This window comes from Streptomyces coeruleoprunus (assembly GCF_039542925.1).
In the GTDB taxonomy this organism is placed as follows: Bacteria; Actinomycetota; Actinomycetes; order Streptomycetales; family Streptomycetaceae; genus Streptomyces; species Streptomyces coeruleoprunus.
In genome coordinates, this window is record NZ_BAABIT010000001.1 from 3,108,012 (window position 1) to 3,129,203 (window position 21,192).

Consider the following 21,192-nt stretch of genomic DNA (forward strand, 5'->3'; position numbering starts at 1 on the left):
CGGGTCAGCCGTTGCCGGAGGCCAGTTCGCGGCTGCGGTCGCGGGCGGCTTCGAGTGCGGCGATGAGGGCCGCGCGGACGCCGTGGTTCTCCAGTTCGCGGATGGCGCTGATGGTGGTGCCGGCGGGGGAGGTCACGGCTTCGCGCAGTTTCACGGGGTGTTCGCCGCTGTCGCGGAGCATGACGGCGGCGCCGATGGCGGCCTGGACGATCAGGTCGTGGGCCTGGGCACGAGGCAGGCCGAGGAGGATGCCGGCATCCGTCATGGCCTCGACCAGGTAGTAGAAGTAGGCCGGGCCGGAGCCGGAGAGGGCGGTCGCGGCGTCCTGCTGGGACTCGGGGACGCGGAGGGTCTTGCCGACGCCGCCGAAGATCTCCTCGGTGTGGGCGAGGTGGTCGGCTGTGGCGTGGCTGCCGGCGGAGATGACGGACATGCCCTCGTCGACCAGGACGGGCGTGTTGGGCATGACGCGGACGACAGGGGTGTCGGGGGCGAGGCGTTCCTCGATGAACGAGGTGGGGATGCCGGCGGCCGCGCTGATGACGAGGCGGTCGCGGGTCACGTGGTGGGCGAGTTCGTCGAGGAGCTTGCCCATGTCCTGCGGCTTGACCGCGAGGATCAGGGTGTCGGCGCGCTTGGCGGCGTCGGCGTTGGAGACGGTCTCGACGCCGTAGCGGGTGTGGAGTTCCTCGGCTCGTTCCGGGCGGCGGGCGGTGACCAGGAGGTGGGTGACCGGCCAGCCGGCCCGGATCATGCCGCTGAGCAGCGCCTCGCCGATCTTTCCGGTGCCGAGGACTGCGACTGTCTGGGTCATTGCTCTGCTCACCTCGCCGTTGCTTCACATGAATGGCGCATTCATGCCGTGCAACATCCTTGCACCGTGGGCCGGGCCGTGGCGGCGATGTCCACGGTGCGGTACGGGCTACGCCGTGCGGCGGCGGAGGGTGGCGGCGCCCAGGACGAGGACGGCGAGTGCGCAGGCGGCGACGACCAGGACGTCACGGAGGAAGTCGCCGGTCACGTCGGTGTGGCGCAGGACCTGGTTCATGCCGTCGACGGCGTACGACATGGGCAGGACGTCCGATACGGCTTCGAGGGCGGGCTGCATCTTGTCGCGCGGGGTGAACAGGCCGCACAGCAGGAGCTGCGGGAAGATCACGGCCGGCATGAACTGGACCGCCTGGAACTCGGAGGCGGCGAACGCGGAGACGAAGAGCCCGAGGGCGGTGCCGAGGAGCGCGTCGAGCAGGGCGACGAGGAGCAGCAGCCAGGGCGAGCCGACCACGTCGAGGCCGAGGAGCCAGACGGCGACGCCGGTGGCGAGGGCGGACTGGACGATGGCGAGGAGCCCGAAGGCGAGGGCGTAGCCGGCGATGAGGTCGGGCTTGCCGAGCGGCATGGCGAGGAGCCGTTCCAACGTGCCGGAGGTGCGCTCGCGCAGGGTGGCGATGGAGGTCACCAGGAACATCGTGATCAGCGGGAAGATCCCGAGCAGGGACGCGCCGATGCTGTCGAAGACCCGCGGGCTGCCGTCGAACACGTACCGGAGCAGGGTGATCATCAGCACCGGGACGAGGAGCATCAGGGCGATGGTGCGCGGGTCGTGGCGGAGCTGGCGCAGTACGCGCGCGGCGGTGGCGAGGGTGCGGGAGCCGTTCATCGCTGGTCCTGGGGGTGTGCGGGGGCGGTCAGGGCGGCTGCGGTGTCGACGAGGTGGAGGAAGGCCTGTTCGACGGTGGCGGTGTCGTTGCGTCGGCGCAGGGCTTCGGGGGTGTCGTCGGCGAGGATCTCGCCCTCGCGCATGAGGAGGAGGCGGTGGCAGCGCTCGGCCTCGTCCATGACGTGCGAGGAGATGAGGAGCGTGGCGCCGCGGTCGGCGGCGATGCGGTGGAACAGCTCCCACAGGTCGCGGCGGAGGACCGGGTCGAGGCCGACGGTCGGCTCGTCGAGGACGAGGAGTTCGGGGGTGCCGAGGAGGGCGACGGCGAGGGAGGCGCGGCTGCGCTGGCCGCCGGAGAGGTTGCCGGCGAGGGCGTCGGCGTGGCTGGTGAGGTCGACGTCGCCGATCGCGCGGGTGACGGCTTCGGCACGGGCGGCGCGGTGGCGGCGGCCGGGCAGGAGGACGGCGGCGAAGTACTCCAGGTTCTGGCGGACGGTCAGGTCGTCGTAGACGGAGGGGTCCTGGGTGACGTAGCCGATGCGGGTGCGGAGGGAGGCGTCGCCGGCGGGGCGGCCGAGGACGTCGAGGGTGCCGGTGACCTTGGCCTGGGTGCCGACGACGGCGCGCATGAGGGTCGACTTGCCGCAGCCCGAGGGGCCGAGGAGGCCGGTGATCCTGCCGGGTTCCACGGAGAAGTCGAGGCCGCGCAGGACGGTGCGGGTGCCCCGTACGGCGGTGAGGCCACGGGCGTGGATGGCGGCACCCGGAGAATTCATCATGTGATGAATACTGCGCCTGGGGGTGGGAGGAGTCAAGGGGGCGGAGGGGGGCGGCCGGGCCGCGCAGAGGGCACGCGGGCGCGAGGCGCGTCGTCGCGCCGGAGGAACCGGCCGACTGCCGGGGAGTGCGCGGTCGCGGCGTCCGCGGCGACGTACACCTCGGAGTGGGACACCGATGGGGCGAGGGCCGGCGACAGCCGCGGTGCTCGGGACCAGGGCCTTCACCCGCAGGACTGCGTCGTCGGCTACGGGCGGCGCTTGGGGCGCTTCTTGCGGGCGGCCGGGTTGCCGGTGCGGCCGGCGCGGCGCTTCTCGTACTGGGCGCGGGCCGTCTCGTACTCGGCGCGCAGCAGCTTCTCGCCGGGGGCCTCGAAGAGGGAGCGCACGAAGTACGCGAGGAGCGAGCCGAGGAAGCCGATGGCCTTCAGGCCGCGCAGGGCGTCCTCGCGCGACGGGTCGGCGGGGCGGCGCGCGAACCCCTCCCACGTCTTGCGGAAGGCGATGGCCGTGCAGATCGCGAACATGACGACGACCAGCGCGTTGACGAACCCGCCGACCTGGGCGATGGCCAGGCCCTGGTAGGCGAACCGCAGCACGAAGGCACCGGCGGCGGCCGCGGCGAGCGAGCCGGCGGCGACACCGGCGCGCCGCAGTCCGTACCCGCCGTCGTGGCCGACCCAGGTCGTGCCGAAGAAACGGAGGGGCTCGGGCTGCGGCCCTTCGGGGGTGCTCGGGGTCGTCAGGTCGTCGCTCACGGGGTCGATTATCCCCGGCGGCCGCCCGGCCCTGCGGGAGGCGTCAGCCGCAGCGCACGGCGACGTACCCGTCGCTGCCGGTCATCACGTACGCGTCGGAGACGTACTGACCGTTGGCGATGTTGTCCCAGAGGTTCGACGTGCCGTACGGGCCGGTGACCCACGTGCCGGGCGTCTGGCAGTTGATGGGCACGCTGACGCCCTCGGGCAGCACCTTCACGATGCCGTACTGCGTCCCGGGGCCGCTGCGGACGTTCAGGCGGACGCCCGGTGCGACCGGGTAGCGCTTGACCGACATGGTCTCGACACGGGCCTCGGCGCCCGCCAGTTCTTCCGTGCTTCCGGTGCTCTCCATGGCCGTACGGCCTCCCCCCATGAGGCGCCCCGCCGGATGCGGGTGCGACACGACGGAGGCTAACAAGCCACACCGTCATCGCACGCATCATCGACTAGGCTCCGTGCGTCGCGCGTGCGTCGCGCGTGCGGACGAACACACACGGGGGTGGACGATGCCGCCGCTGCGCAGTACCGGGCCCGTACCGGAAGCGGAGCATCCGGAGTACGCCGGGAGGTACCGGCTCGACGCGTACCTGGGATCCGGTGGCATGGGGGTCGTCCGGCTGGCGACGTCCGATTCGGGGCTGCGTCTCGCCGTCAAGGTCGTGCACGTGGAGCATGCGGCGGACCCGGAGTTCAGGGCCCGTTTCCGGCAGGAGGTCAACGCGGCCCGGCGGGTCAGCGGGGCGTTCACCGCGCCGGTCGTGGACGCGGACCCGGAGGCGGCGCGGCCCTGGATGGCGACGCTGTTCATCGACGGCCCGACCCTGTCGGAGCGGGTGAAGCGGAACGGCCCGCTGAGCGCGGCCGAGCTGCGCCGGCTGGGGGCCGGGCTGGCCGAGGCGCTGCGCGACATCCACCGCGCGGGCGTCGTGCACCGCGACCTGAAGCCCAGCAACGTACTGCTGGCCGCGGACGGCCCGAAGGTCATCGACTTCGGGATCTCGCGCCCCGCCGACAGCGACCTGCGCACCGAGACGGGCAAGCTGATCGGCACCCCGCCCTTCATGGCGCCCGAGCAGTTCCAGCGGCCCCGGGACGTGGGGCCGGCGGCGGACGTGTTCGCGATGGGCGCGGTGCTGGTGCACGCGGCGACCGGGCGGGGGCCCTTCGACTCGAACAGCCCGTACATCGTGGCGTACCAGGTCGTCCACAACGAACCGGATCTGGCGGGTGTGCCGGAGGACCTGGCGCCGCTGCTGAGGCGCTGCCTGGCGAAGGACCCGGCGGCGCGGCCGACGCCCGACGAGCTGATGAGTGCGCTACGGGCGCCGGAGGGGCACATTCCGGCACAGCGGGGGCCGGTCGACGGGGCGGTCACGGCACCGGTCGGGCCGGTAGGGCCCGTCGCACGGGAAGGTGTACGCCGCCGCAGGAGCCCGCTCGTGTGGGTGGCCGCGCTGACCGCGGTGGCCGCGGCGGTGGTGGGCGGGGTGGTGGCCGTGCAGGGGTTCGGCGGCGACCCGTCGAACGGCCGGCGTACCTCCGCCGAGGAGGCCTTCCGGCCCTGGTCGGTGACGCTCGGCGGGGACCGTCCGCCCTTGTGCGCGGCCGCCGACGCGGCGCTGTACTGCTCGGCGCCCGGTGTGAAGGCCGCGCGGCTCGGGCTCGCCGACGGGGTGCGCGCCTGGTCGGTGCCGTCCGCCGGGCCCGCCGCGCCGGACGCGGAAGCCACCCTGGTGCCGGCCGGAGGGCTGCTGCACGCGGTCGGCCCGGGTACGGCGAGCGGGGGCGGCGCCCGGCTGGAGGCGCTGGACCCGGAGTCGGGGGCCGTGCGGTGGGGCCTGGACCTCGGCGCGTACGCACAGGTGCTGCACAGCGGCGACGCGGCGCTCGTGGTGCTCGCCGACGGCCGCGTACGTGCCCTCGACGCCACGACCGGTACGGAGCGCTGGACGAAGCGCCCGGCCGCGCGGGGCGCCCAGTGGGTGGCGGGCGGCGGGGTGCTCTTCGCGGCGTCCGTCGCGGTGGACGGCTCGTCCACGCTGGTCAGCGCCGTCGACCCGGCGGGCGGCGGGGTGCTGTGGCAGAAGCGGGTGAAGGGCTCGCTGAGCCCGGTCCAGGCGGTGGACGGCGCGCTGGTGCTGCTGTCGGCCGACAAGGACATGTACACGGACGCGGTCGTACGGCTCGACACCGCCGACCGCGGGGTGCGGCGGGTCCCCCTGACGGCCCCCGCCGACCAGGCGCAGGCCGTCGTGGACGGCGACGTCGTGTACGTGGTCGGCTCGGGCGGCTCCCTCGCGGCGGTCGGCGTGGGCGCGGGCGGCGCCGAGCGGTGGCGGCTGGAGACCGGGGCGGCGCGGGTGTCACGGCCGGTGGTGTCGGAGGGGCGCGTGTTCCTGACGGCCGGGGACGGGCGGCTGCTCGTGGTGGACGCGGGGCGGGGTGTGCTGGTGGGCCAGACGGATCCGCGCATGGCCGGCGGCCGCCATACGTTCGCGCCTCTGCTGCCGGCGCCCGTGGTGGCCGGGGGCCGGGTGTACGCGGCGGCACCGGACGGCTCGGTGTTCGGGGTGGACGCCGGGGGTTGGTAGGGCAGCCGCCTCCACCCCACCGGGGGTGAGCGGCCCACCGGGCGGGCGGTCCCACCTACCCCACCCCCCACCGGGGGTCAGACGCCCATGCACGGAACGGGGGTGGACCGGGGGTCGCGCGCGCAGGATTGGCGGTGCTGAGACGTTTCACGCTCATGGGCCCGAGCGAGCCAATCTGAGCACGTGACCCCCGGTCCGCACCCGGACCCACCCACCATCGTGGCGCGCAGGGGGTGGCCCTCAGGCCGGGTGGCCGTTCCGTCGTTGTGCCCACCCGTTCCGCCCTGCGGAACGACTGCCCACAACGACGGAACGGCGGCACCGCGGCGCGAGCCCACAACGACGGAACGGCGGCACAGCGACGCCAGCCCACAACGGCGGAACCGGGTGCGCGCGCCCGCAACGGCGGAACTGCGGTACCGGCCGCTCAGCCCAGCTTGGTGACGTCTCGGACGGCGCCCTTGTCCGCGCTCGTGGCCATCGCCGCGTACGCGCGCAGAGCCGCCGAGACCTTGCGCGTGCGGTTCTTCGGGGCGTACACGCCGTTCAGCGCGGCGCGCCGGGCCGCGAGCGTCTCGTCGTCCACCAGCAGTTCGATCCCGCGGTTCGGGATGTCGATGCGGATGCGGTCGCCGTCCTCGACGAGGGCGATCGTGCCGCCGCCGGCAGCCTCGGGCGAGGCGTGGCCGATGGACAGGCCGGACGTGCCGCCCGAGAAGCGGCCGTCGGTGATGAGCGCACAGGTCTTGCCGAGGCCACGGCCCTTCAGGAAGGACGTGGGGTAGAGCATCTCCTGCATGCCGGGGCCGCCGCGCGGACCCTCGTAGCGGATGACGACGACGTCGCCGTCCTTGACCTGCTTGTTGAGGATCTTCTCGACGGCCTCCTCCTGCGACTCGCAGACGACGGCCGGACCCTCGAAGGTCCAGATCGACTCGTCGACGCCGGCGGTCTTCACGACGCAGCCGTCGACGGCGAGGTTGCCCTTCAGGACGGCGAGGCCGCCGTCCTTGGAGTAGGCGTGCTCGACGGAGCGGATGCAGCCGTTCTCGGCGTCGTCGTCCAGCGCCTCCCAGCGCTCGGACTGGGAGAAGGCCTCCGCCGACCTGACGCACCCGGGAGCGGCGTGCCACAGCTCTACGGCCTCCGGCGAGGGGGAGCCGCCGCGGACGTCCCAGGTCTTCAGCCAGTCGCCGAGCGAGGGGCTGTGGACGGCGTGGACGTCCTCGTCGAGGAGGCCGCCGCGGTGCAGTTCGCCGAGCAGGGCGGGGATGCCGCCGGCGCGGTGGACGTCCTCCATGTAGTACGTCCGGTCCTTCGCGACGTTCGGCGCGACCTTGGCCAGGCACGGAACGCGCCGCGAGACCGCGTCGATCTCCTCCAGGCCGAACGGGACGCCCGCTTCCTGGGCCGCGGCCAGCAGGTGCAGGATCGTGTTGGTCGAGCCGCCCATGGCGATGTCCAGGGCCATGGCGTTCTCGAAGGCCGCGGAGGTCGCGATGTTGCGCGGCAGGACGCTCTCGTCGTCCTGCTCGTAGTAGCGGCGGGTCAGGTCCATGACCGTGCGCGCGGCGTTCTCGTACAGGGCGCGCCGGGCCGTGTGCGTGGCGAGCACGGAGCCGTTGCCGGGCAGGGAGAGGCCGATGGCCTCGGTCAGGCAGTTCATCGAGTTGGCCGTGAACATGCCGGAGCAGGAGCCGCAGGTCGGACAGGCGTTCTCCTCGATCCGGAGGATGTCCTCGTCCGAGATCTTGTCGTTGACGGCGTCGGAGATCGCGTCGACCAGGTCGAGCGTGCGGACCGTGCCGTCGACGAGGGTGGCCCGGCCGGACTCCATGGGGCCGCCGGACACGAAGACCGCGGGGATGTTGAGGCGCAGGGCGGCCATCAGCATGCCCGGAGTGATCTTGTCGCAGTTGGAGATGCAGATCACCGCGTCGGCGCAGTGCGCCTCGACCATGTACTCGACGGAGTCGGCGATCAGATCGCGGGAGGGCAGCGAGTAGAGCATGCCGCCGTGGCCCATGGCGATGCCGTCGTCGACGGCGATCGTGTTGAACTCGCGGGGGATGCCGCCGGCGGCCCTGATGGCCTCGCTGACGATCCGGCCGACGGGCTGGAGGTGGGTGTGGCCGGGGACGAACTCGGTGAAGGAGTTGGCGACGGCGATGATCGGCTTGCGGCCGATGTCCGCGCCCGGTACCCCGGAGGCACGCATAAGGGCGCGGGCGCCCGCCATGTTGCGGCCGTGGGTGACAGTGCGGGACCTCAGCTCGGGCATCGTCGCTCGCTCCTCATCAAATGAAACCGGCTTCTTCGAGCGTACGCCGCCGCTCCAAGATCTGGACAGCGCGTCCGGATACCGGGACGGGATGCTCACCCCTCGGTAGGGCCACGAGGGCTCACGCCTCCGTCAGGTACCGCTGGAGCGTCGGCGCCACCATGGCCACGATCTCCTCCGGGTCCGCCGAGGCCAGCGGCTCCACCTGGATGACGTACCGCAGGATCGCGATGCCGATCATGTGGGAGGCCGCCAGCTCCGCCCGGAACTTCGGGTCCGGTACGGCGAGGTCCGCGGCCACGCGCTCCAGGAGCCGCCGCAGGACGAAGCCGCGCAGGACCTTCGCGGCCGCCTCGTGCGTGAGGGCGGAGCGGATGATCGCGAGAAGGGGTGCCCGGGTCGCCGGGTTCTCCCACACGCCGATGAAGTAGCGGGCCAGGCGCTCGCCGATCCCCTCGGGGCCGGCTCCGAGGACCGCCGGGATGATCAGCGCGGGCTCGAAGGAGACCTCCACCGCCGCCGCGAAGACCTCGTCCTTCGTACCGAAGTAGTGGTGGACGAGCGCCGCGTCGACGCCCGCTGCCTTGGCGATCCCGCGTACCGACGTCTTGTCGTAGCCGCGCTCGGCGAACTCGGAGCGGGCCGCCTCCAGGATGCGTTCGCGGGCGCCCGGGCCCTCGGCGCGCTCCGAGGCGGGCGGACGTCCGCGCCCCCTGCGGGCTCCCGGAGTGCCGCTCATGGGATACGGGCCGTCGACGCCAGGTGCAGCCGGGTGAAGGCCAGCGCCTCGGCGAGGTCGGCCTCACGTTCGGCGGCGGACATGGCGCGCCGGGTGTTGACCTCGATGACGACGTGCCCGTCGAAGCCGGTACGGGCCAGGTGCTCCAGCAGCTCGGCGCAGGGCTGCGTGCCGCGCCCGGGCACCATGTGCTCGTCCTTCGCGGAGCCGCGCCCGTCGGCCAGGTGGACGTGTCCGAGCCGGTCGCCCATCCGCGACACCATGGCCATGGTGTCCGTACGGGCGGTCGCGGTGTGGGACAGGTCGATGGTGTAGTGCCGGTAGTCGTCCTTGGTGACGTCCCACTCGGGCGCGTACGCCAGCATCTCGCGGTCCCGGTAGCGCCACGGGTACATGTTCTCGACGGCGAACCGCACGTCCGTCTCGTGGGCCATCCGCCAGATGCCGGCGACGAAGTCCCGGGCGTACTGGCGCTGCCAGCGGAACGGCGGGTGGACGACGACCGTCGACGCGCCGAGCTTCTCGGCGGCGGCCTGGGCGCGCTGGAGCTTGACCCACGGGTCGGTCGACCAGACGCGCTGGGTGATCAGCAGGCAGGGGGCGTGGACGGCGAGGATCGGCACCTGGTGGTAGTCGGAGAGCCGGCGCAGGGCCTCCAGGTCCTGGCTGACCGGGTCGGTCCAGACCATGACCTCGACACCGTCGTAGCCGAGGCGTGCGGCGATCTCGAAGGCCGTCGCCGTCGACTCCGGGTAGACCGAGGCCGTCGACAGGGCGACCTTCGCATCGGGGACGCGCACCACTGCTTCGGACGGTTCTGCCACGAGGGACAGCGTACGGGGAGGGCCCGCACGTAGGGGAGGAGGTCCGGCGGGCAGGGCCTATGCCTCGGGGAGGTGGTCGAGGCGGCGCAGGATCACGCCCTCGCGCAGCGCCCAGGGGCAGATCTCCAGCTCCACGACCCCGAACAGGTCCATCGCGGCCTCCGCGACCAGGGCGCCCGCCAGCAGTTGTGCCGCCCGTCCCTCCGACACGCCGGGCAGGCCGGAGCGCTGCTCGGCGGTCATGACGGCGAGCTTCGGGACCCAGGACTCGAGTGACGTACGACTCAGTTCGCGCTGCACGTACAGCCCCTCGGAGGAGCCGGGGGCGCCCGCGAGGCGGGCGAGCTGCTTGAACGTCTTGGAGCTGGCGACGACGTGGTCCGGCTTGCCGAACCGGGCGAACTCGCCGACCGTCCGGGCTATCTCCGCGCGCACATGGCGGCGCAGCGCCTTCACGTCGGCCGGGTCCGGCGGGTCGCCGGGCAGCCAGCCCGCGGTGAGCCGCCCGGCGCCGAGCGGCAGGGACACGGCGGCGTCGGGCTCCTCGTCCATCCCGTACGCGACTTCCAGGGAGCCGCCGCCGATGTCGAGCAGCAGCAGCTTCCCGGCGGACCAGCCGAACCAGCGGCGGGCGGCCAGGAAGGTGAGGCGGGCCTCCTCCTCGCCGGTGAGGACCTGGAGGCCGACGCCGGTCTCCTCCTTGACGCGCCGGAGCACGGCGTCGGCGTTGGAGGCGTCGCGGATCGCGGAGGTCGCGAAGGGCAGGACCTCCTCGCAGCCCTTCTCCTCGGCGGTGTGCAGGGCGTCACCGATGATCGTGACGAGCCGTTCGACGCCGTGGGCGCCGATCGCACCGTCCGCGTCGAGCAGTTCGGCGAGGCGCAGCTCCGCCTTGTGGGAGTGGGCGGGCAGCGGTCGGGCGCCGGGGTGCGCGTCCATGACCAGCAGGTGCACCGTGTTCGAACCGACGTCGAGGACTCCGAGTCTCATGCCTGAACGCTACTGCCCCCTGCCGGGGGCCTCCGCATACGCTGGGTGTGTGCCAAAGACGAAGAAGGCCAAGCCGGGCAAAACCGGGGCAGGCAAGAAGAGCGACAAGGCCCCGGGCACCGCCGGAGCCCCCGGGGTCTCCGAGGCCTCCGACCTCCCCGGCGTCCCCGGTGCCTCCGGTGCCTCCGACGCCTCCGACGAAAAGGGGCTGGACTTTCCGCGGGCCTGGGTGGAGTTCCCGGACCCGGCCGACGAGGACCAGGTCTTCCGCTGCGACCTGACCTGGCTGACGTCCCGCTGGACGTGCATCTTCGGCAGCGGCTGCCAGGGCATCCAGGCGGGGCGCGCCGACGACGGCTGCTGCACGCTGGGCGCCCACTTCTCGGACGAGGAGGACGAGCAGCGGGTCGCCTCGCACGTGGAGCGGCTGACGCCCGAGCTGTGGCAGTTCCACGACGTGGGCACCGACAGCGGCTGGGTGCAGCTCGACGAGGACGGCGACCGGCAGACGCGTCGCTGGAAGGGCTCGTGCATCTTCCAGAACCGGCCGGGCTTCGCAGGCGGCGCCGGCTGCGCGCTGCACATCCTGGCGCTGCGCGAGGGGCGCGAGCCGCTGGAGACGAAGCCGGACGTCTGCTGGCAGCTGCCGGTGCGGCGTACGTACGACTGGATCGAACGGCCCGACGACACCAAGGTCCTCCAGGTGTCGATCGGCGAGTACGACCGCCGGGGCTGGGGTCCGGGCGGGCACGACCTGCACTGGTGGTGCACGTCGGCGACGTCGGCGCACGGCGCGGGCGAGCCGGTGTACGTGACGTACCGCCCGGAGCTGACGGAGCTGATGGGCAAGGCGGCGTACGACGTGCTGGTGGAGCTGTGCGAGGCCCGCCTGGCGTCGCAGCTGCCTCTGGTGGCCCCGCACCCGGCGGACCCGGCGCGATAGTCCGGCGTCCCGCCTCGGCGTCGGCCGCTTCAGCCCGGCTGGGGGGCCGTCGCCGACGTGGGACTGGGGGCCTCCGACGAGGCCGGCGGGTTCGTCGAGGGCGGCGGATCCGCGGAGGGCGGCGGGTCGCTCGACGGGGGCGGGTTCGTGGAGGGCGGCGGGGTCGAAGGCGGGGGCGTCGGGTCCGGGTTCTGGGACGACGGCGGCGGAGTGCTCGGGGCCGGGCTGCCGGAGCCCGGCGGCGGGCCCGGGTGCGTGGCCGGCGGGGTCGGTCGCGGTGTGGTGCCCTGCGTGGGGGGCTGCTGCGTGGGCGGGCGTTTGGGCCCGTGGCCGTCGATACCGATGACGGCGCCCGACGGGTTGACGCCGACGCGTGCGCTCCAGGCGCCCTGCGGCTCCCGGCTGTGGTCGACGGTGATGTAGACGTGCTCCGAGCGGCCCGGCTGGAGCGTGCCCGACGAGCGGCTGGCGTACAGCCAGGGCGCGTCCGTCCACAGGGACCAGTCGACCGGGGCGCCGCCGGAGGCCGTGAGCGTGATCATCGTCGTGTCGCCGTACGGCTGGGCGGTCACCGTGATGCGGCCGGGACCCGGACGGCCGGGGTGGGACGGGGGTGCGGGCGTGCCGCTGCTGATGACCTCGACGGAGACGTCCGGGCCCTGCCCGGGGGCGCGGAAGCGCGGGTCGGGGCCGGTGCGGGCGTTGCCCGCGTTCTCGAAGTGGCGGCGGGCCGGCAGTCCGGCGGCCCGGGTGTCGCCCTCGTCGGCGGCGCTCACGGCGGGGCCGTCGCGCCCGTCCCCGGCGCCCGTGTCGCCCCGGTACGCGGCCCACAGGGCGAGAACCGGCGCGGCCAGCACGGTCGCCACGACGGTGGTGGTCACCGCCCGCGCCCGCATCCGGTCCCGCCGCGCCGCGTAGTCCTTCGGGTCCAGCGGGAAGCCGTCGCGGCCGAAGCGGGGCCCGCCGGAGCGGACGCGCGACACGTGCCGCATGGCCGCGCAGGCGGCGGCCCTCGGGGCGGCCACCAGGGGCAGCGTGTCCGGCGTGACCGTCGAGCCGGGCCAGGGGCCGGCCGCCTCGGCGCGCTCGGCGGCGCGGCGGCACAGGGGGCAGTCGTCCACGTGCCGGACGAGTTCGCGGCGCAGGGCGGCGGAGAGCAGGACCTGGTGGTCGCCGGCGAGGCGGGCGACGGCGGAGCAGGTGCCGGTGTCGACGACGGCCAGGGCGGCGCGCGTGCGCTCCACCTCGCAGGCGGCGGCGGACAGCAGTTCGCGCGCGGCCTGCGGGGTCATGCCGAGGACGGCGGCCACCTCGGGCGCGCCGAGCCGGTGGCGTACGGCCAGCTCCAGGGCCTCGCGCTGCTCGGGGGTCGTCCCGGCGGCCTCGGGCCAGGCGAGGAGCGCCAGCTCGCGGCGGCGGCGCTCGGCGGTCTCCTCTCCGGTCCGCGGGGCCTCCTCGGAGACGGGCGCGCGCCCCGTGTGCGCCCCCTGGCGCCTGCGCCGCTGCTGCGCCAGCTCGCGCAGGCAGGCCCAGCGCGCCAGCGCGTACAGCCAGGCCCTGCGCCGGTCCTCCTCCGCGGGACATCGCCCGTACTGGCGCTCGGAGACGGCCAGGACGTCGCCCAGCACGGCGGTCGCCGCGTCGTGGTCGCAGAGCACGGAGAGGCAGTACGTGAACAGGCCGTCGAGATACGGCTCGTAACGCGCGGGCGGACTCTGCGTGAGCGCCTGGTGCCCGGTCCGGGGCGCACGGCGCTGCGCCCGGTGTGCGCCGGTCGTGTACGTGGGGGGCTCCAGCCTGCTGCTCGTCACCCGGCGACCGTAGGCGGCGGAAGGCACACTCCTCGTACCCCTTCGGCACTTTTAAGCCTTACGGGTGAACGTATCCCTCAAAAGAGGACAGGAGGTTTTGCCTCCTCACATATGTCGGCGCTATAGGCCGCGCGTCCGTTCCGGCCCGTTCTCGCCCGTTTCCGACCGCAGCCGACCGGTGACCGGGCGCCGACCGCACCGGTGCGGGGCGGTGCCCGGCGGCCACGGGCGGCTCTGTCAGTGGCGGCCGCTACGGTGTGGCGCATGGCTGCCCGTACGAAATCCTCCAAGGACCGTCCGTCCTACCGCTGCACCGAGTGCGGCTGGACCACGGCCAAGTGGCTCGGGCGGTGCCCCGAGTGCCAGGCGTGGGGGACGGTCGAGGAGTACGGGGCGCCCGCGGTCCGGACGACCGCCGCCGGGCGGGTGTCCACGGCGGCGCTGCCGATCGCCCAGGTCGACGGGCGGCAGGCCGCGGCCCGCTCCACCGGCGTGGACGAGCTGGACCGGGTGCTGGGCGGCGGCCTGGTGCCGGGCGCCGTCGTGCTGCTCGCGGGCGAGCCGGGTGTCGGCAAGTCGACGCTGCTGCTGGACGTGGCCGCGAAGGCGGCGAGCGACGAGCACCGGACGCTGTACGTGACGGGTGAGGAGTCGGCGAGCCAGGTGCGGCTGCGGGCCGACCGGATCGGCGCGCTGAACGACCATCTCTATCTGGCCGCCGAGACGGATCTGTCCGCGGTCCTCGGACACCTGGACGCGGTCAAGCCGTCGCTGCTGATCCTCGACTCCGTGCAGACGGTCGCCTCCCCGGAGATCGACGGCGCGCCCGGCGGCATGGCCCAGGTGCGGGAGGTCGCCGGGGCGCTGATCCGGGCCTCCAAGGAGCGCGGCATGTCGACGCTGCTCGTCGGGCACGTCACGAAGGACGGCGCCATCGCGGGCCCGCGCCTGCTGGAGCACCTCGTGGACGTGGTGCTGCACTTCGAGGGCGACCGGCACGCGCGGCTGCGGCTGGTGCGTGGGGTGAAGAACCGGTACGGGGCGACGGACGAGGTCGGCTGCTTCGAGCTGCACGACGAGGGCATCACGGGGCTCGCCGACCCCAGTGGGCTGTTCCTGACGCGGCGCGCCGAGCCCGTGCCGGGCACGTGTCTGACGGTGACGCTGGAGGGGCGCCGCCCGCTCGTGGCGGAGGTGCAGGCGCTGACGGTGGACTCCCAGATCCCGTCGCCGCGGCGGACGACCTCGGGCCTGGAGACCTCCCGCGTGTCGATGATGCTGGCCGTGCTGGAGCAGCGGGGCCGGATCAGCGCCCTCGGCAAGCGGGACATCTACAGCGCGACGGTCGGAGGCGTGAAGCTCTCCGAGCCGGCGGCGGACCTGGCGGTGGCGCTCGCCCTGGCCTCGGCGGCCAGTGACACGCCGTTGCCGAAGAACCTGGTCGCGATCGGCGAGGTCGGCCTCGCGGGCGAGGTGCGCCGGGTCACGGGCGTGCAGCGCCGCCTCGCGGAGGCCCACCGCCTCGGCTTCACCCACGCCCTGGTTCCGGTGGACCCGGGCAAGGTCCCGCCGGGCATGACCGTCCGGGAGGTCGCCGACGTCGGCGAGGCCCTGCGCGTCCTGCCCCGCACCCGCCGCGCGCCGGCCCACGACCGCGAGCCGGCCGAACAGCCCTGACCGCCGCCCGCCACGGAAGCGCGGCGCTCCCGCGGCACCGCGGCCGGACGAGCGCCGTACCGCCGCCGCGGGGAGATCGGCGGTAGCCCGATCCACGCCGCCGCGCACGCGGTGGGCCGGGGCCCCGCACCGCTCGCGGCGCCGTGGCCGCAATCGGCTCCGATACCGCCGCCACAGAGCGTGGGCCTCGCACCGTCCGCGCCGCCGCGCACGGCGGGGGCCGCGGCCCCGCACGGTTCGCGCTGCCGTGGCCGCAATCGGCTCCGTACCGCCGCCACGGGTGGTACGTGGGCCCGCACCCTCCGCGCCGCCGCGCACGGGGTGGTGCGCAGGGCCGCACGTAGGCCCCGCGCCGCCGCGCACGGGTGGTGCGCAGGGCCGCACGTAGGCCCCGCGCCGCCGCGCACGGCGTGGGCCGCGGCCCCCGCACGGTTCGCGGCGCCGTGGCCGCAATCGGCTCCGTACCGCCGCCGTAGAGTGGCGCGTGAGGGTCCCGCAAGGGTCCGCGTCGCCCCGCTGCGCGGCACGTGCGCCAGGCGCCCGGGTCGTCCGCGTCGGTGTGGCCGGAATGGTCCGGGCCGTGGTGGGCAGAGTTGCCGTCGGGCAGTGGGGCGGGCCGGTGCCTGCCGGGTCGCGGGGCGGTCGGAGGTGCCTCCGGGAGCCGTGTGACGGGGGTCCCTCTTTGCGGGCGCACCCCTCGCGCGGGTGGGGGTCGCTAGACTTTGCCCTGGTCTCGCCCACCCGTACGAGCCGGAGGAGTGCAGTGGCAGCCAACGACCGGGCAGCAGCACCCGGAAAGTCCGGCGGAGGCTCCGGGTCCGAAGCGCTCATGCGCGCGTCCCTGAGCGCTGTCGCTCCCGGCACGGCCCTGCGGGACGGACTGGAGCGCATCCTCCGCGGAAACACCGGCGGTCTCATCGTCCTCGGCATGGACAAGACCGTCGAGTCGATGTGCACCGGCGGCTTCGTGCTGGACGTGGAGTTCACCGCGACGCGCCTGCGCGAGCTCTGCAAGCTGGACGGCGCGCTCATCCTCGACAAGGACATCACCAAGATCCTCCGCGCCGGCGTCCAGCTGGTGCCGGACGCGTCCATCCCCACCGAGGAGACCGGCACCCGCCACCGCACCGCGGACCGCGTGTCCAAGCAGTGCGGCTTCCCGGTGGTGTCCGTGTCCCAGTCGATGCGGCTCATCGCGCTCTACGTGGACGGCGAGCGCCGCGTCCTGGAGGAGTCGGCCGCGATCCTCTCCCGCGCCAACCAGGCCCTCGCCACGCTGGAGCGGTACAAGCTGCGCCTCGACGAGGTGGCCGGCACGCTGTCGGCCCTGGAGATCGAGGACCTGGTGACCGTGCGGGACGTCACGGCGGTCGCGCAGCGCCTGGAGATGGTCCGCCGGATCGCCACCGAGATCGCCGAGTACGTGGTCGAGCTGGGCACCGACGGCCGGCTCCTCGCGCTGCAGCTGGACGAGCTGATCGCGGGCGTCGAGCCCGAGCGCGAGCTGGTCGTCCGGGACTACGTGCCCGAGCCGACCGCGAAGCGGTCCCGTACGGTCGCCGAGGCGCTGACCGAGCTGGACGCCCTGTCGCACTCCGAGCTGCTGGAGCTGGCCACGGTGGCCCGCGCCCTCGGTTACAGCGGCTCGCCGGAGACCCTGGACTCCGCGGTCTCGCCGCGCGGCTACCGGCTGCTGGCGAAGGTCCCGCGGCTGCCCGGCGCGATCATCGAGCGGCTCGTGGAGCACTTCGGCGGACTGCAGAAGCTGCTCGCGGCGAGCGTCGACGACCTGCAGACGGTCGACGGCGTCGGCGAAGCACGGGCCCGCAGCGTCCGCGAGGGCCTGTCGCGGCTGGCCGAGTCGTCGATCCTCGAACGGTACGTCTGAGCCGGTCCCAGGAACTGAGCCCGGCCCCCGGGAACCGGTACGCCCGATCGCGCCCGCGGTCGGGCGCCCGTCGTTCGTCGGCCCTTCGTCGGTCCCCGTCGGCCCTCGTCAGGCCTTCGTCGGTCCTCGTCAGTCCTTGGTGAGCGTGATCGCCGCGCGCAGGACCTTCGCGCCCGGGACCGTGGCCTCCGCCAGGTACGTGCCCGGGGCGGCCGTCCGCGCGGCCGGGGTCGCGCACTGCGGGGCGCTGTGGCGGCGGTCCCACTCGACGGTGTAGGTGGCGGTCCCGCCGGCCGGGACGGCGACCCACGCGCTGCCGGAGCCGCTGGGGCAGTCCTTGGAGGACCAGACCTGGTCGTCCGTCTCGTCACTGACCGTCAGAACGGCGGTGGCGGGCCCCAGATCGGTCTTGCACGCGGCCGACGAGGTGTTCCTGGCGGTCAGCCGGAACCGCGGCTTCTCGCCGGGCGCGTACGACACCTTCGTGGTGCTCAGGGCCAGCTGCAGGGATCCGGGGGCACAGGTGGGGAGCGGCGAGGTCGCCGGGACCTGCTGGGCGGAGCCGGTGCCGCCGCCGGCGCCCGTGGAGGAGCCGTCGCCGGACCCGCCGCCGCTGCCGTCGCCGCCGGCGGACGAGGTGTCGCCGTTCTTGCCGTCCGTGCCCGCGCCGGCGCTCGTACCGGCCTGGTCACCGGGGTCGTCCGACTCGTCGCGCCCGCCGGGCTGGCTGCTGATGGCCGGGCCGGAGGGTGTGGGGCCCGGGGTGATGGAGGGCGCGGGGGACGTCGCCTTGGCGTCGTCGCCGGCCTTGGCCGGCTCGTCGTCACCGGAGCTGACGAACCATACGATCAGCACCGCGAGCAGCGCGGCCAGACTCGCCGCGACTGCCCTCCGCCGCCAGTAGATGGAAGAGGGAAGCGGCCCGACCGGATTGCGCAGAGATCCCACGCCCAAACTCTACGAGAGATCGACGCCAACTCCCGCCCCACCCGCCGCTCCTGCGCCAAGTTTTGCCGATGATCACATCCGCCCCAGCTCTCGCGGAGGACGGCGGCGCACGACCACCCCCGGGGGCCAGGTACCGTCCGTAACCATGAGTCAGGACCTCTATCGCGCCATCACCGACTTCGCCCAGGGCACACCGCACTGGGTGCACGTCTTCGCCGAGATCGGGACGGACGCCGGACTGCTGCTCTTCGGGCTGCTGTTCGTCGTCGCGTGGTGGCGGGCGCGCCCCGCCGGTTCCCGGGCCATGGCGCTCGCCGCGCTCGCGCCCGTGGCCACCGCCTTCGGCTACGTCGTCAGCGAGACGCTCAAGTCGCTGATCGACGAGGAGCGTCCGTGCCGGGCGGTCGCCCGTGCCGCGAAGTCGATCGCCGAGTGCCCGCCGTACGGGGACTGGTCGTTCCCCAGCAACCACTCGGCGATCGCGGGCGCGTCGGCGATGGCGCTGATCCTGGCCTGGCGCGGGATCGGCTGGCTCACCGCGCCGCTGGCGGTGCTGATGGCGTTCTCGCGCGTGTTCGTCGGCGTGCACTACCCGCACGACGTGGCCGCGGGCCTGGTCGTGGGCGCACTGGCGGTCGTGGTGTTCGTACGGCTGCTGACCGGCCCGGCCGGGAAGCTGGTGGAGACCATGCGGACGAGCAGGTCCGGCGCCGCGCGGTGGCTTGCGGGCCCCGGTCCGGCCGCCGAGCTCTCCGGCGACGCCACCCACACGGTCCACCGCCGGCGGGGCGCACAGCGCGGAGGCCGGCGGGCCGCGCGCCACGAGCGCCGGGAGCCGACGCACCGCCGGGTCTCCTGATCCGGGCGCGGCGTGCCAGGATCGGAGGGCCATGACTGCGACCGACATCCCCGCCCCGGCCCCCGTCCCCGCCGCCCCCGCACACGGGGAGCTGCACGGACCCGTCCTCGCCTGGTTCGAGCAGCACGCCCGTGACCTGCCCTGGCGCCGCCCCGATGCGGGTGCCTGGGGCGTGATGGTCAGCGAGTTCATGCTCCAGCAGACGCCGGTGAGCCGCGTGCTGCCGGTGTACGAACAGTGGCTGGCCCGCTGGCCCCGGCCGGCCGACCTGGCGGCCGAGGCGCCCGGCGAGGCGGTCCGCGCCTGGGGCCGGCTCGGCTACCCGCGCCGCGCCCTGCGCCTGCACGGGGCGGCCGTCGCCATCGCGGAGCGGCACGGCGGCGACGTGCCCGACGACCACGCGCAGCTGCTGGCGCTGCCCGGCGTCGGCGAGTACACGGCGGCGGCGGTGGCGTCCTTCGCGTACGGGCAGCGCCACGCCGTGCTGGACACCAACGTCCGCCGCGTCTTCGCCCGTTCGGTCACCGGCGTCCAGTACCCGCCCAACGCCACGACGGCGGCCGAGCGCCGCCTCGCCCGTGCGCTGCTGCCGGGCGACGCGTCGACGGCGGCCCGCTGGGCGGCGGCCTCCATGGAGCTGGGCGCGCTCGTGTGCACGGCCAGGAACGAGGAGTGCGGCCGCTGCCCGATCGCCTCCCGGTGCGCCTGGCGGCTCGCCGGGAAGCCCGCGCACGACGGGCCGCCCCGGCGGGGCCAGACGTACGCGGGGACGGACCGCCAGGTGCGCGGCAAGCTGCTCGCGGTCCTGCGGGAGGCCGTCGCGCCCGTACCGCAGGCCGCCCTCGACGCCGTGTGGGACGAGCCGGTGCAGCGGGCCCGTGCGCTCGACGGCCTGGTCGCGGACGGCCTGGTCGAGCCCCTGGACGGCGGGCTGTACCGGCTGCCCCTGGCGTGACGCACCGTTGCCGCACGGTCGCTGTTACACAACCGATGGACAGCCGTGCGTCCGCCGAGGGCTGGCTCGGACAGCCCCGTGACAACAGCTCCGTAGTTTCTCGTGATGTCAGCGAGCGCCGCGAAAAGACGCGATGACCGAACGCCGCTGACGCAGTGGACGCAGTGCTTTGTCACGGGGAAACGGAGGCGGTTCGGGATGTCGCACGGCGAGGTGCTCGAATTCGAGGAGTACGTCCGCACTCGGCAGGACGCCCTGCTGCGCAGCGCCCGACGCCTCGTGCCGGACCCGGTGGACGCGCAGGACCTGCTGCAGACGGCGCTGGCCCGGACGTACGGCCGCTGGGACGGCATAGCCGACAAGGCGCTCGCCGACGCCTACCTCCGCCGCGTCATGATCAACACGCGGACGGAGTGGTGGCGGGCCCGCAAGCTGGAGGAGGTCCCCACCGAGCAGCTGCCCGACGCGTCCGTCGACGACGCCACCGAGCAGCACGCCGACCGGGCCCTGCTGATGGACGTGCTGAAGGTCCTCGCCCCCAAGCAGCGCAGCGTCGTCGTGCTGCGACACTGGGAGCAGATGAGCACCGAGGAGACCGCCGAAGCGCTCGGCATGTCGACCGGTACGGTGAAGAGCACGCTCCACCGGGCTCTCGCCCGGCTCCGCCAGGAGCTGGAGAGCCGGGACATCGACGCCCGCGCCCTGCACGCCACGGGCGCCACGGGCCGCGCGGTCCGTCCCGCTCGTACGGAGCGTGTGGTCGGACAGCGTCAGGGACGGGAGCGGGAGCGGTGCGCGGCCTGAGCGGCAGACGCGGGAGCGGCACGGTGCGGATCCGGGCGGCGGGTACGGCGGGAGTGGCCGTGGTCGCCGCCGTCGGCCTGCTCGCGACCGGGTGCTCGGCCGGCGGCACCGGCGCCCGCGACGAGGGCGCCGCGCGGACCGACCAGGGCACCGCGAACACCGCCCCGAGCCCCCAGGCGTCGTCCTCGGCGCCGGCCTTCCAGCGGGTCGACGTGGTGGAGCTGGTCAAGAGCGACCCGAAGGTCAGCGACCAGGTGAAGGACGACCTGAAGCCGTGCGCGGCGGACGCCTACCCGGTCGACACCTCGTACGGGAACCTGACCAACACCGGTGCGCCCGACGTCGTCGTCAACGTGCTGACGTGCGGCGACATGGTCGGCATAGGAACGTATGTGTACCGGATGCGGGACAACAAGAAGTACGAGAACGTCTTCGCCCTGGAAGAGCCCGCGGTGTACTCCACGATCGACCGCGGCGACCTCGTCGTCACCAAGCAGGTGTACGCGAAGGGCGACCCCGTGGCGTATCCGTCCCGCGAGGACGTGATCACCTACCGGTGGGTGGGCAGCAAGTTCACCGAGCACGACGTGGTGCACAACGAGTACAGCAAGGCGGTCGACGGCGGAGACATCGAGGGTTCCGCACCGACCGCGCAGAGCGAGAACTGAGAGGGCGCGGAGGACGC

General features: G+C 74.1%; 19 protein-coding genes. 8 read left to right on the forward strand and 11 right to left on the reverse strand.

The window, feature by feature from the left end; all coding sequences use genetic code 11:
* Positions 1-4 precede the first annotated feature (4 nt).
* From proC to ABEB09_RS13555, 5 genes are all read right to left on the reverse strand, one after another.
* Positions 5-814 (reverse strand): pyrroline-5-carboxylate reductase, encoded by an 810-nt coding sequence (proC, locus tag ABEB09_RS13535; RefSeq protein WP_345690145.1) that lies wholly within the window; start codon positions 812-814, stop codon positions 5-7.
* A gap of 108 nt (positions 815-922) precedes the next feature.
* Positions 923-1,660, reverse strand: a complete 738-nt coding sequence (locus ABEB09_RS13540; RefSeq protein ID WP_345690146.1) for an ABC transporter permease — start codon at positions 1,658-1,660, stop codon at positions 923-925.
* Positions 1,657-2,439, reverse strand: a complete 783-nt coding sequence (locus ABEB09_RS13545) for an ABC transporter ATP-binding protein (RefSeq protein ID WP_345690147.1) — start codon at positions 2,437-2,439, stop codon at positions 1,657-1,659. Before ABEB09_RS13545 ends, ABEB09_RS13540 begins: the two co-directional genes overlap by 4 nt.
* 245 nt (positions 2,440-2,684) lie before the next feature.
* Entirely contained in the window at positions 2,685-3,194 is a 510-nt protein-coding gene (locus tag ABEB09_RS13550; RefSeq protein ID WP_345690148.1) for a hypothetical protein, read from the reverse strand.
* Between the two features lie 43 nt (positions 3,195-3,237).
* The gene (locus ABEB09_RS13555) at positions 3,238-3,549 is read right to left on the reverse strand and encodes a peptidase (RefSeq protein ID WP_345690149.1); all 312 of its coding nucleotides are present in this window, start codon (positions 3,547-3,549) and stop codon (positions 3,238-3,240) included.
* 154 nt (positions 3,550-3,703) lie between these two features.
* On the opposite strand from ABEB09_RS13555, the gene ABEB09_RS13560 reads away from it, so the two are divergent.
* Positions 3,704-5,788, forward strand: coding sequence for a protein kinase domain-containing protein (locus ABEB09_RS13560; protein ID WP_345690150.1), 2,085 nt, complete (start codon positions 3,704-3,706; stop codon positions 5,786-5,788).
* A 427-nt stretch (positions 5,789-6,215) separates the two neighbouring features.
* Here ABEB09_RS13560 and ilvD read toward each other — a convergent pair whose 3' ends face one another.
* The 4 genes from ilvD to ABEB09_RS13580 form a co-directional block, all read right to left on the reverse strand.
* Complete coding sequence (gene ilvD, locus ABEB09_RS13565; protein WP_345690151.1) at positions 6,216-8,069, reverse strand: dihydroxy-acid dehydratase; 1,854 nt, start codon at positions 8,067-8,069, stop codon at positions 6,216-6,218.
* 121 nt (positions 8,070-8,190) lie between these two features.
* The gene (locus tag ABEB09_RS13570; protein ID WP_345690152.1) at positions 8,191-8,808 is read right to left on the reverse strand and encodes a TetR/AcrR family transcriptional regulator; all 618 of its coding nucleotides are present in this window, start codon (positions 8,806-8,808) and stop codon (positions 8,191-8,193) included.
* A complete protein-coding gene (locus ABEB09_RS13575) occupies positions 8,805-9,632 on the reverse strand; it encodes a sugar phosphate isomerase/epimerase family protein (protein ID WP_345690153.1) in 828 nt (275 codons plus the stop codon). Before ABEB09_RS13575 ends, ABEB09_RS13570 begins: the two co-directional genes overlap by 4 nt.
* Before the next feature lie 57 nt (positions 9,633-9,689).
* Positions 9,690-10,622: a Ppx/GppA family phosphatase gene (locus ABEB09_RS13580; RefSeq protein WP_345690154.1), complete on the reverse strand. Its 933-nt coding sequence runs from the start codon at positions 10,620-10,622 to the stop codon at positions 9,690-9,692.
* A 208-nt stretch (positions 10,623-10,830) separates the two neighbouring features.
* Between ABEB09_RS13580 and ABEB09_RS13585 the strand changes: the two genes are divergently transcribed.
* Positions 10,831-11,565 (forward strand): DUF3109 family protein, encoded by a 735-nt coding sequence (locus ABEB09_RS13585; RefSeq protein ID WP_380839522.1) that lies wholly within the window; start codon positions 10,831-10,833, stop codon positions 11,563-11,565.
* 29 nt (positions 11,566-11,594) lie between these two features.
* On the opposite strand, the gene ABEB09_RS13590 is transcribed toward ABEB09_RS13585, so the two are convergent.
* Entirely contained in the window at positions 11,595-13,376 is a 1,782-nt protein-coding gene (locus ABEB09_RS13590) for a BACON domain-containing protein (RefSeq protein ID WP_345690156.1), read from the reverse strand.
* Positions 13,377-13,640: 264 nt separating this feature from the next.
* Between ABEB09_RS13590 and radA the strand changes: the two genes are divergently transcribed.
* A complete protein-coding gene (gene radA / locus ABEB09_RS13595) occupies positions 13,641-15,053 on the forward strand; it encodes a DNA repair protein RadA (protein ID WP_345690157.1) in 1,413 nt (470 codons plus the stop codon).
* A gap of 763 nt (positions 15,054-15,816) precedes the next feature.
* A complete protein-coding gene (gene disA / locus ABEB09_RS13600) occupies positions 15,817-16,941 on the forward strand; it encodes a DNA integrity scanning diadenylate cyclase DisA (protein ID WP_345690158.1) in 1,125 nt (374 codons plus the stop codon).
* A gap of 129 nt (positions 16,942-17,070) precedes the next feature.
* On the opposite strand, the gene ABEB09_RS13605 is transcribed toward disA, so the two are convergent.
* On the reverse strand, positions 17,071-17,889 hold the full coding sequence (locus tag ABEB09_RS13605; protein WP_345690159.1) for a hypothetical protein: 819 nt from the start codon (positions 17,887-17,889) through the stop codon (positions 17,071-17,073).
* A 145-nt stretch (positions 17,890-18,034) separates the two neighbouring features.
* On the opposite strand from ABEB09_RS13605, the gene ABEB09_RS13610 reads away from it, so the two are divergent.
* The 4 genes from ABEB09_RS13610 to ABEB09_RS13625 all read left to right on the forward strand — a co-directional run bounded on the left by ABEB09_RS13610 (position 18,035) and on the right by ABEB09_RS13625 (position 21,175).
* A complete protein-coding gene (locus ABEB09_RS13610; RefSeq protein WP_345690160.1) occupies positions 18,035-18,748 on the forward strand; it encodes a phosphatase PAP2 family protein in 714 nt (237 codons plus the stop codon).
* 31 nt (positions 18,749-18,779) lie between these two features.
* Positions 18,780-19,703 (forward strand): HhH-GPD family protein, encoded by a 924-nt coding sequence (locus ABEB09_RS13615; RefSeq protein WP_345690161.1) that lies wholly within the window; start codon positions 18,780-18,782, stop codon positions 19,701-19,703.
* 198 nt (positions 19,704-19,901) lie between these two features.
* On the forward strand, positions 19,902-20,507 hold the full coding sequence (locus ABEB09_RS13620) for a SigE family RNA polymerase sigma factor (protein ID WP_345690162.1): 606 nt from the start codon (positions 19,902-19,904) through the stop codon (positions 20,505-20,507).
* Complete coding sequence (locus ABEB09_RS13625; protein WP_345690163.1) at positions 20,495-21,175, forward strand: hypothetical protein; 681 nt, start codon at positions 20,495-20,497, stop codon at positions 21,173-21,175. Before ABEB09_RS13620 ends, ABEB09_RS13625 begins: the two co-directional genes overlap by 13 nt.
* The last annotated feature ends 17 nt before the right edge of the window (positions 21,176-21,192 follow it).

What these genes read in the sequence shown, in the direction of transcription:
- ABEB09_RS13555 (WP_345690149.1), bottom strand. Translation starts at nt 3,549, where the DNA reads ATGGAGAGCACCGGAAGCACGGAAGAACTGGCGGGCGCCGAGGCCCGT.
- ABEB09_RS13610 (WP_345690160.1), top strand. Translation starts at nt 18,035, where the DNA reads ATGAGTCAGGACCTCTATCGCGCCATCACCGACTTCGCCCAGGGCACA.
- ABEB09_RS13545 (WP_345690147.1), bottom strand. Translation starts at nt 2,439, where the DNA reads ATGATGAATTCTCCGGGTGCCGCCATCCACGCCCGTGGCCTCACCGCC.
- ABEB09_RS13570 (WP_345690152.1), bottom strand. Translation starts at nt 8,808, where the DNA reads ATGAGCGGCACTCCGGGAGCCCGCAGGGGGCGCGGACGTCCGCCCGCC.
- proC (WP_345690145.1), bottom strand. Translation starts at nt 814, where the DNA reads ATGACCCAGACAGTCGCAGTCCTCGGCACCGGAAAGATCGGCGAGGCG.
- ABEB09_RS13560 (WP_345690150.1), top strand. Translation starts at nt 3,704, where the DNA reads ATGCCGCCGCTGCGCAGTACCGGGCCCGTACCGGAAGCGGAGCATCCG.
- ilvD (WP_345690151.1), bottom strand. Translation starts at nt 8,069, where the DNA reads ATGCCCGAGCTGAGGTCCCGCACTGTCACCCACGGCCGCAACATGGCG.
- ABEB09_RS13540 (WP_345690146.1), bottom strand. Translation starts at nt 1,660, where the DNA reads ATGAACGGCTCCCGCACCCTCGCCACCGCCGCGCGCGTACTGCGCCAG.
- ABEB09_RS13580 (WP_345690154.1), bottom strand. Translation starts at nt 10,622, where the DNA reads ATGAGACTCGGAGTCCTCGACGTCGGTTCGAACACGGTGCACCTGCTG.
- ABEB09_RS13620 (WP_345690162.1), top strand. Translation starts at nt 19,902, where the DNA reads ATGTCGCACGGCGAGGTGCTCGAATTCGAGGAGTACGTCCGCACTCGG.
- ABEB09_RS13615 (WP_345690161.1), top strand. Translation starts at nt 18,780, where the DNA reads ATGACTGCGACCGACATCCCCGCCCCGGCCCCCGTCCCCGCCGCCCCC.
- radA (WP_345690157.1), top strand. Translation starts at nt 13,641, where the DNA reads ATGGCTGCCCGTACGAAATCCTCCAAGGACCGTCCGTCCTACCGCTGC.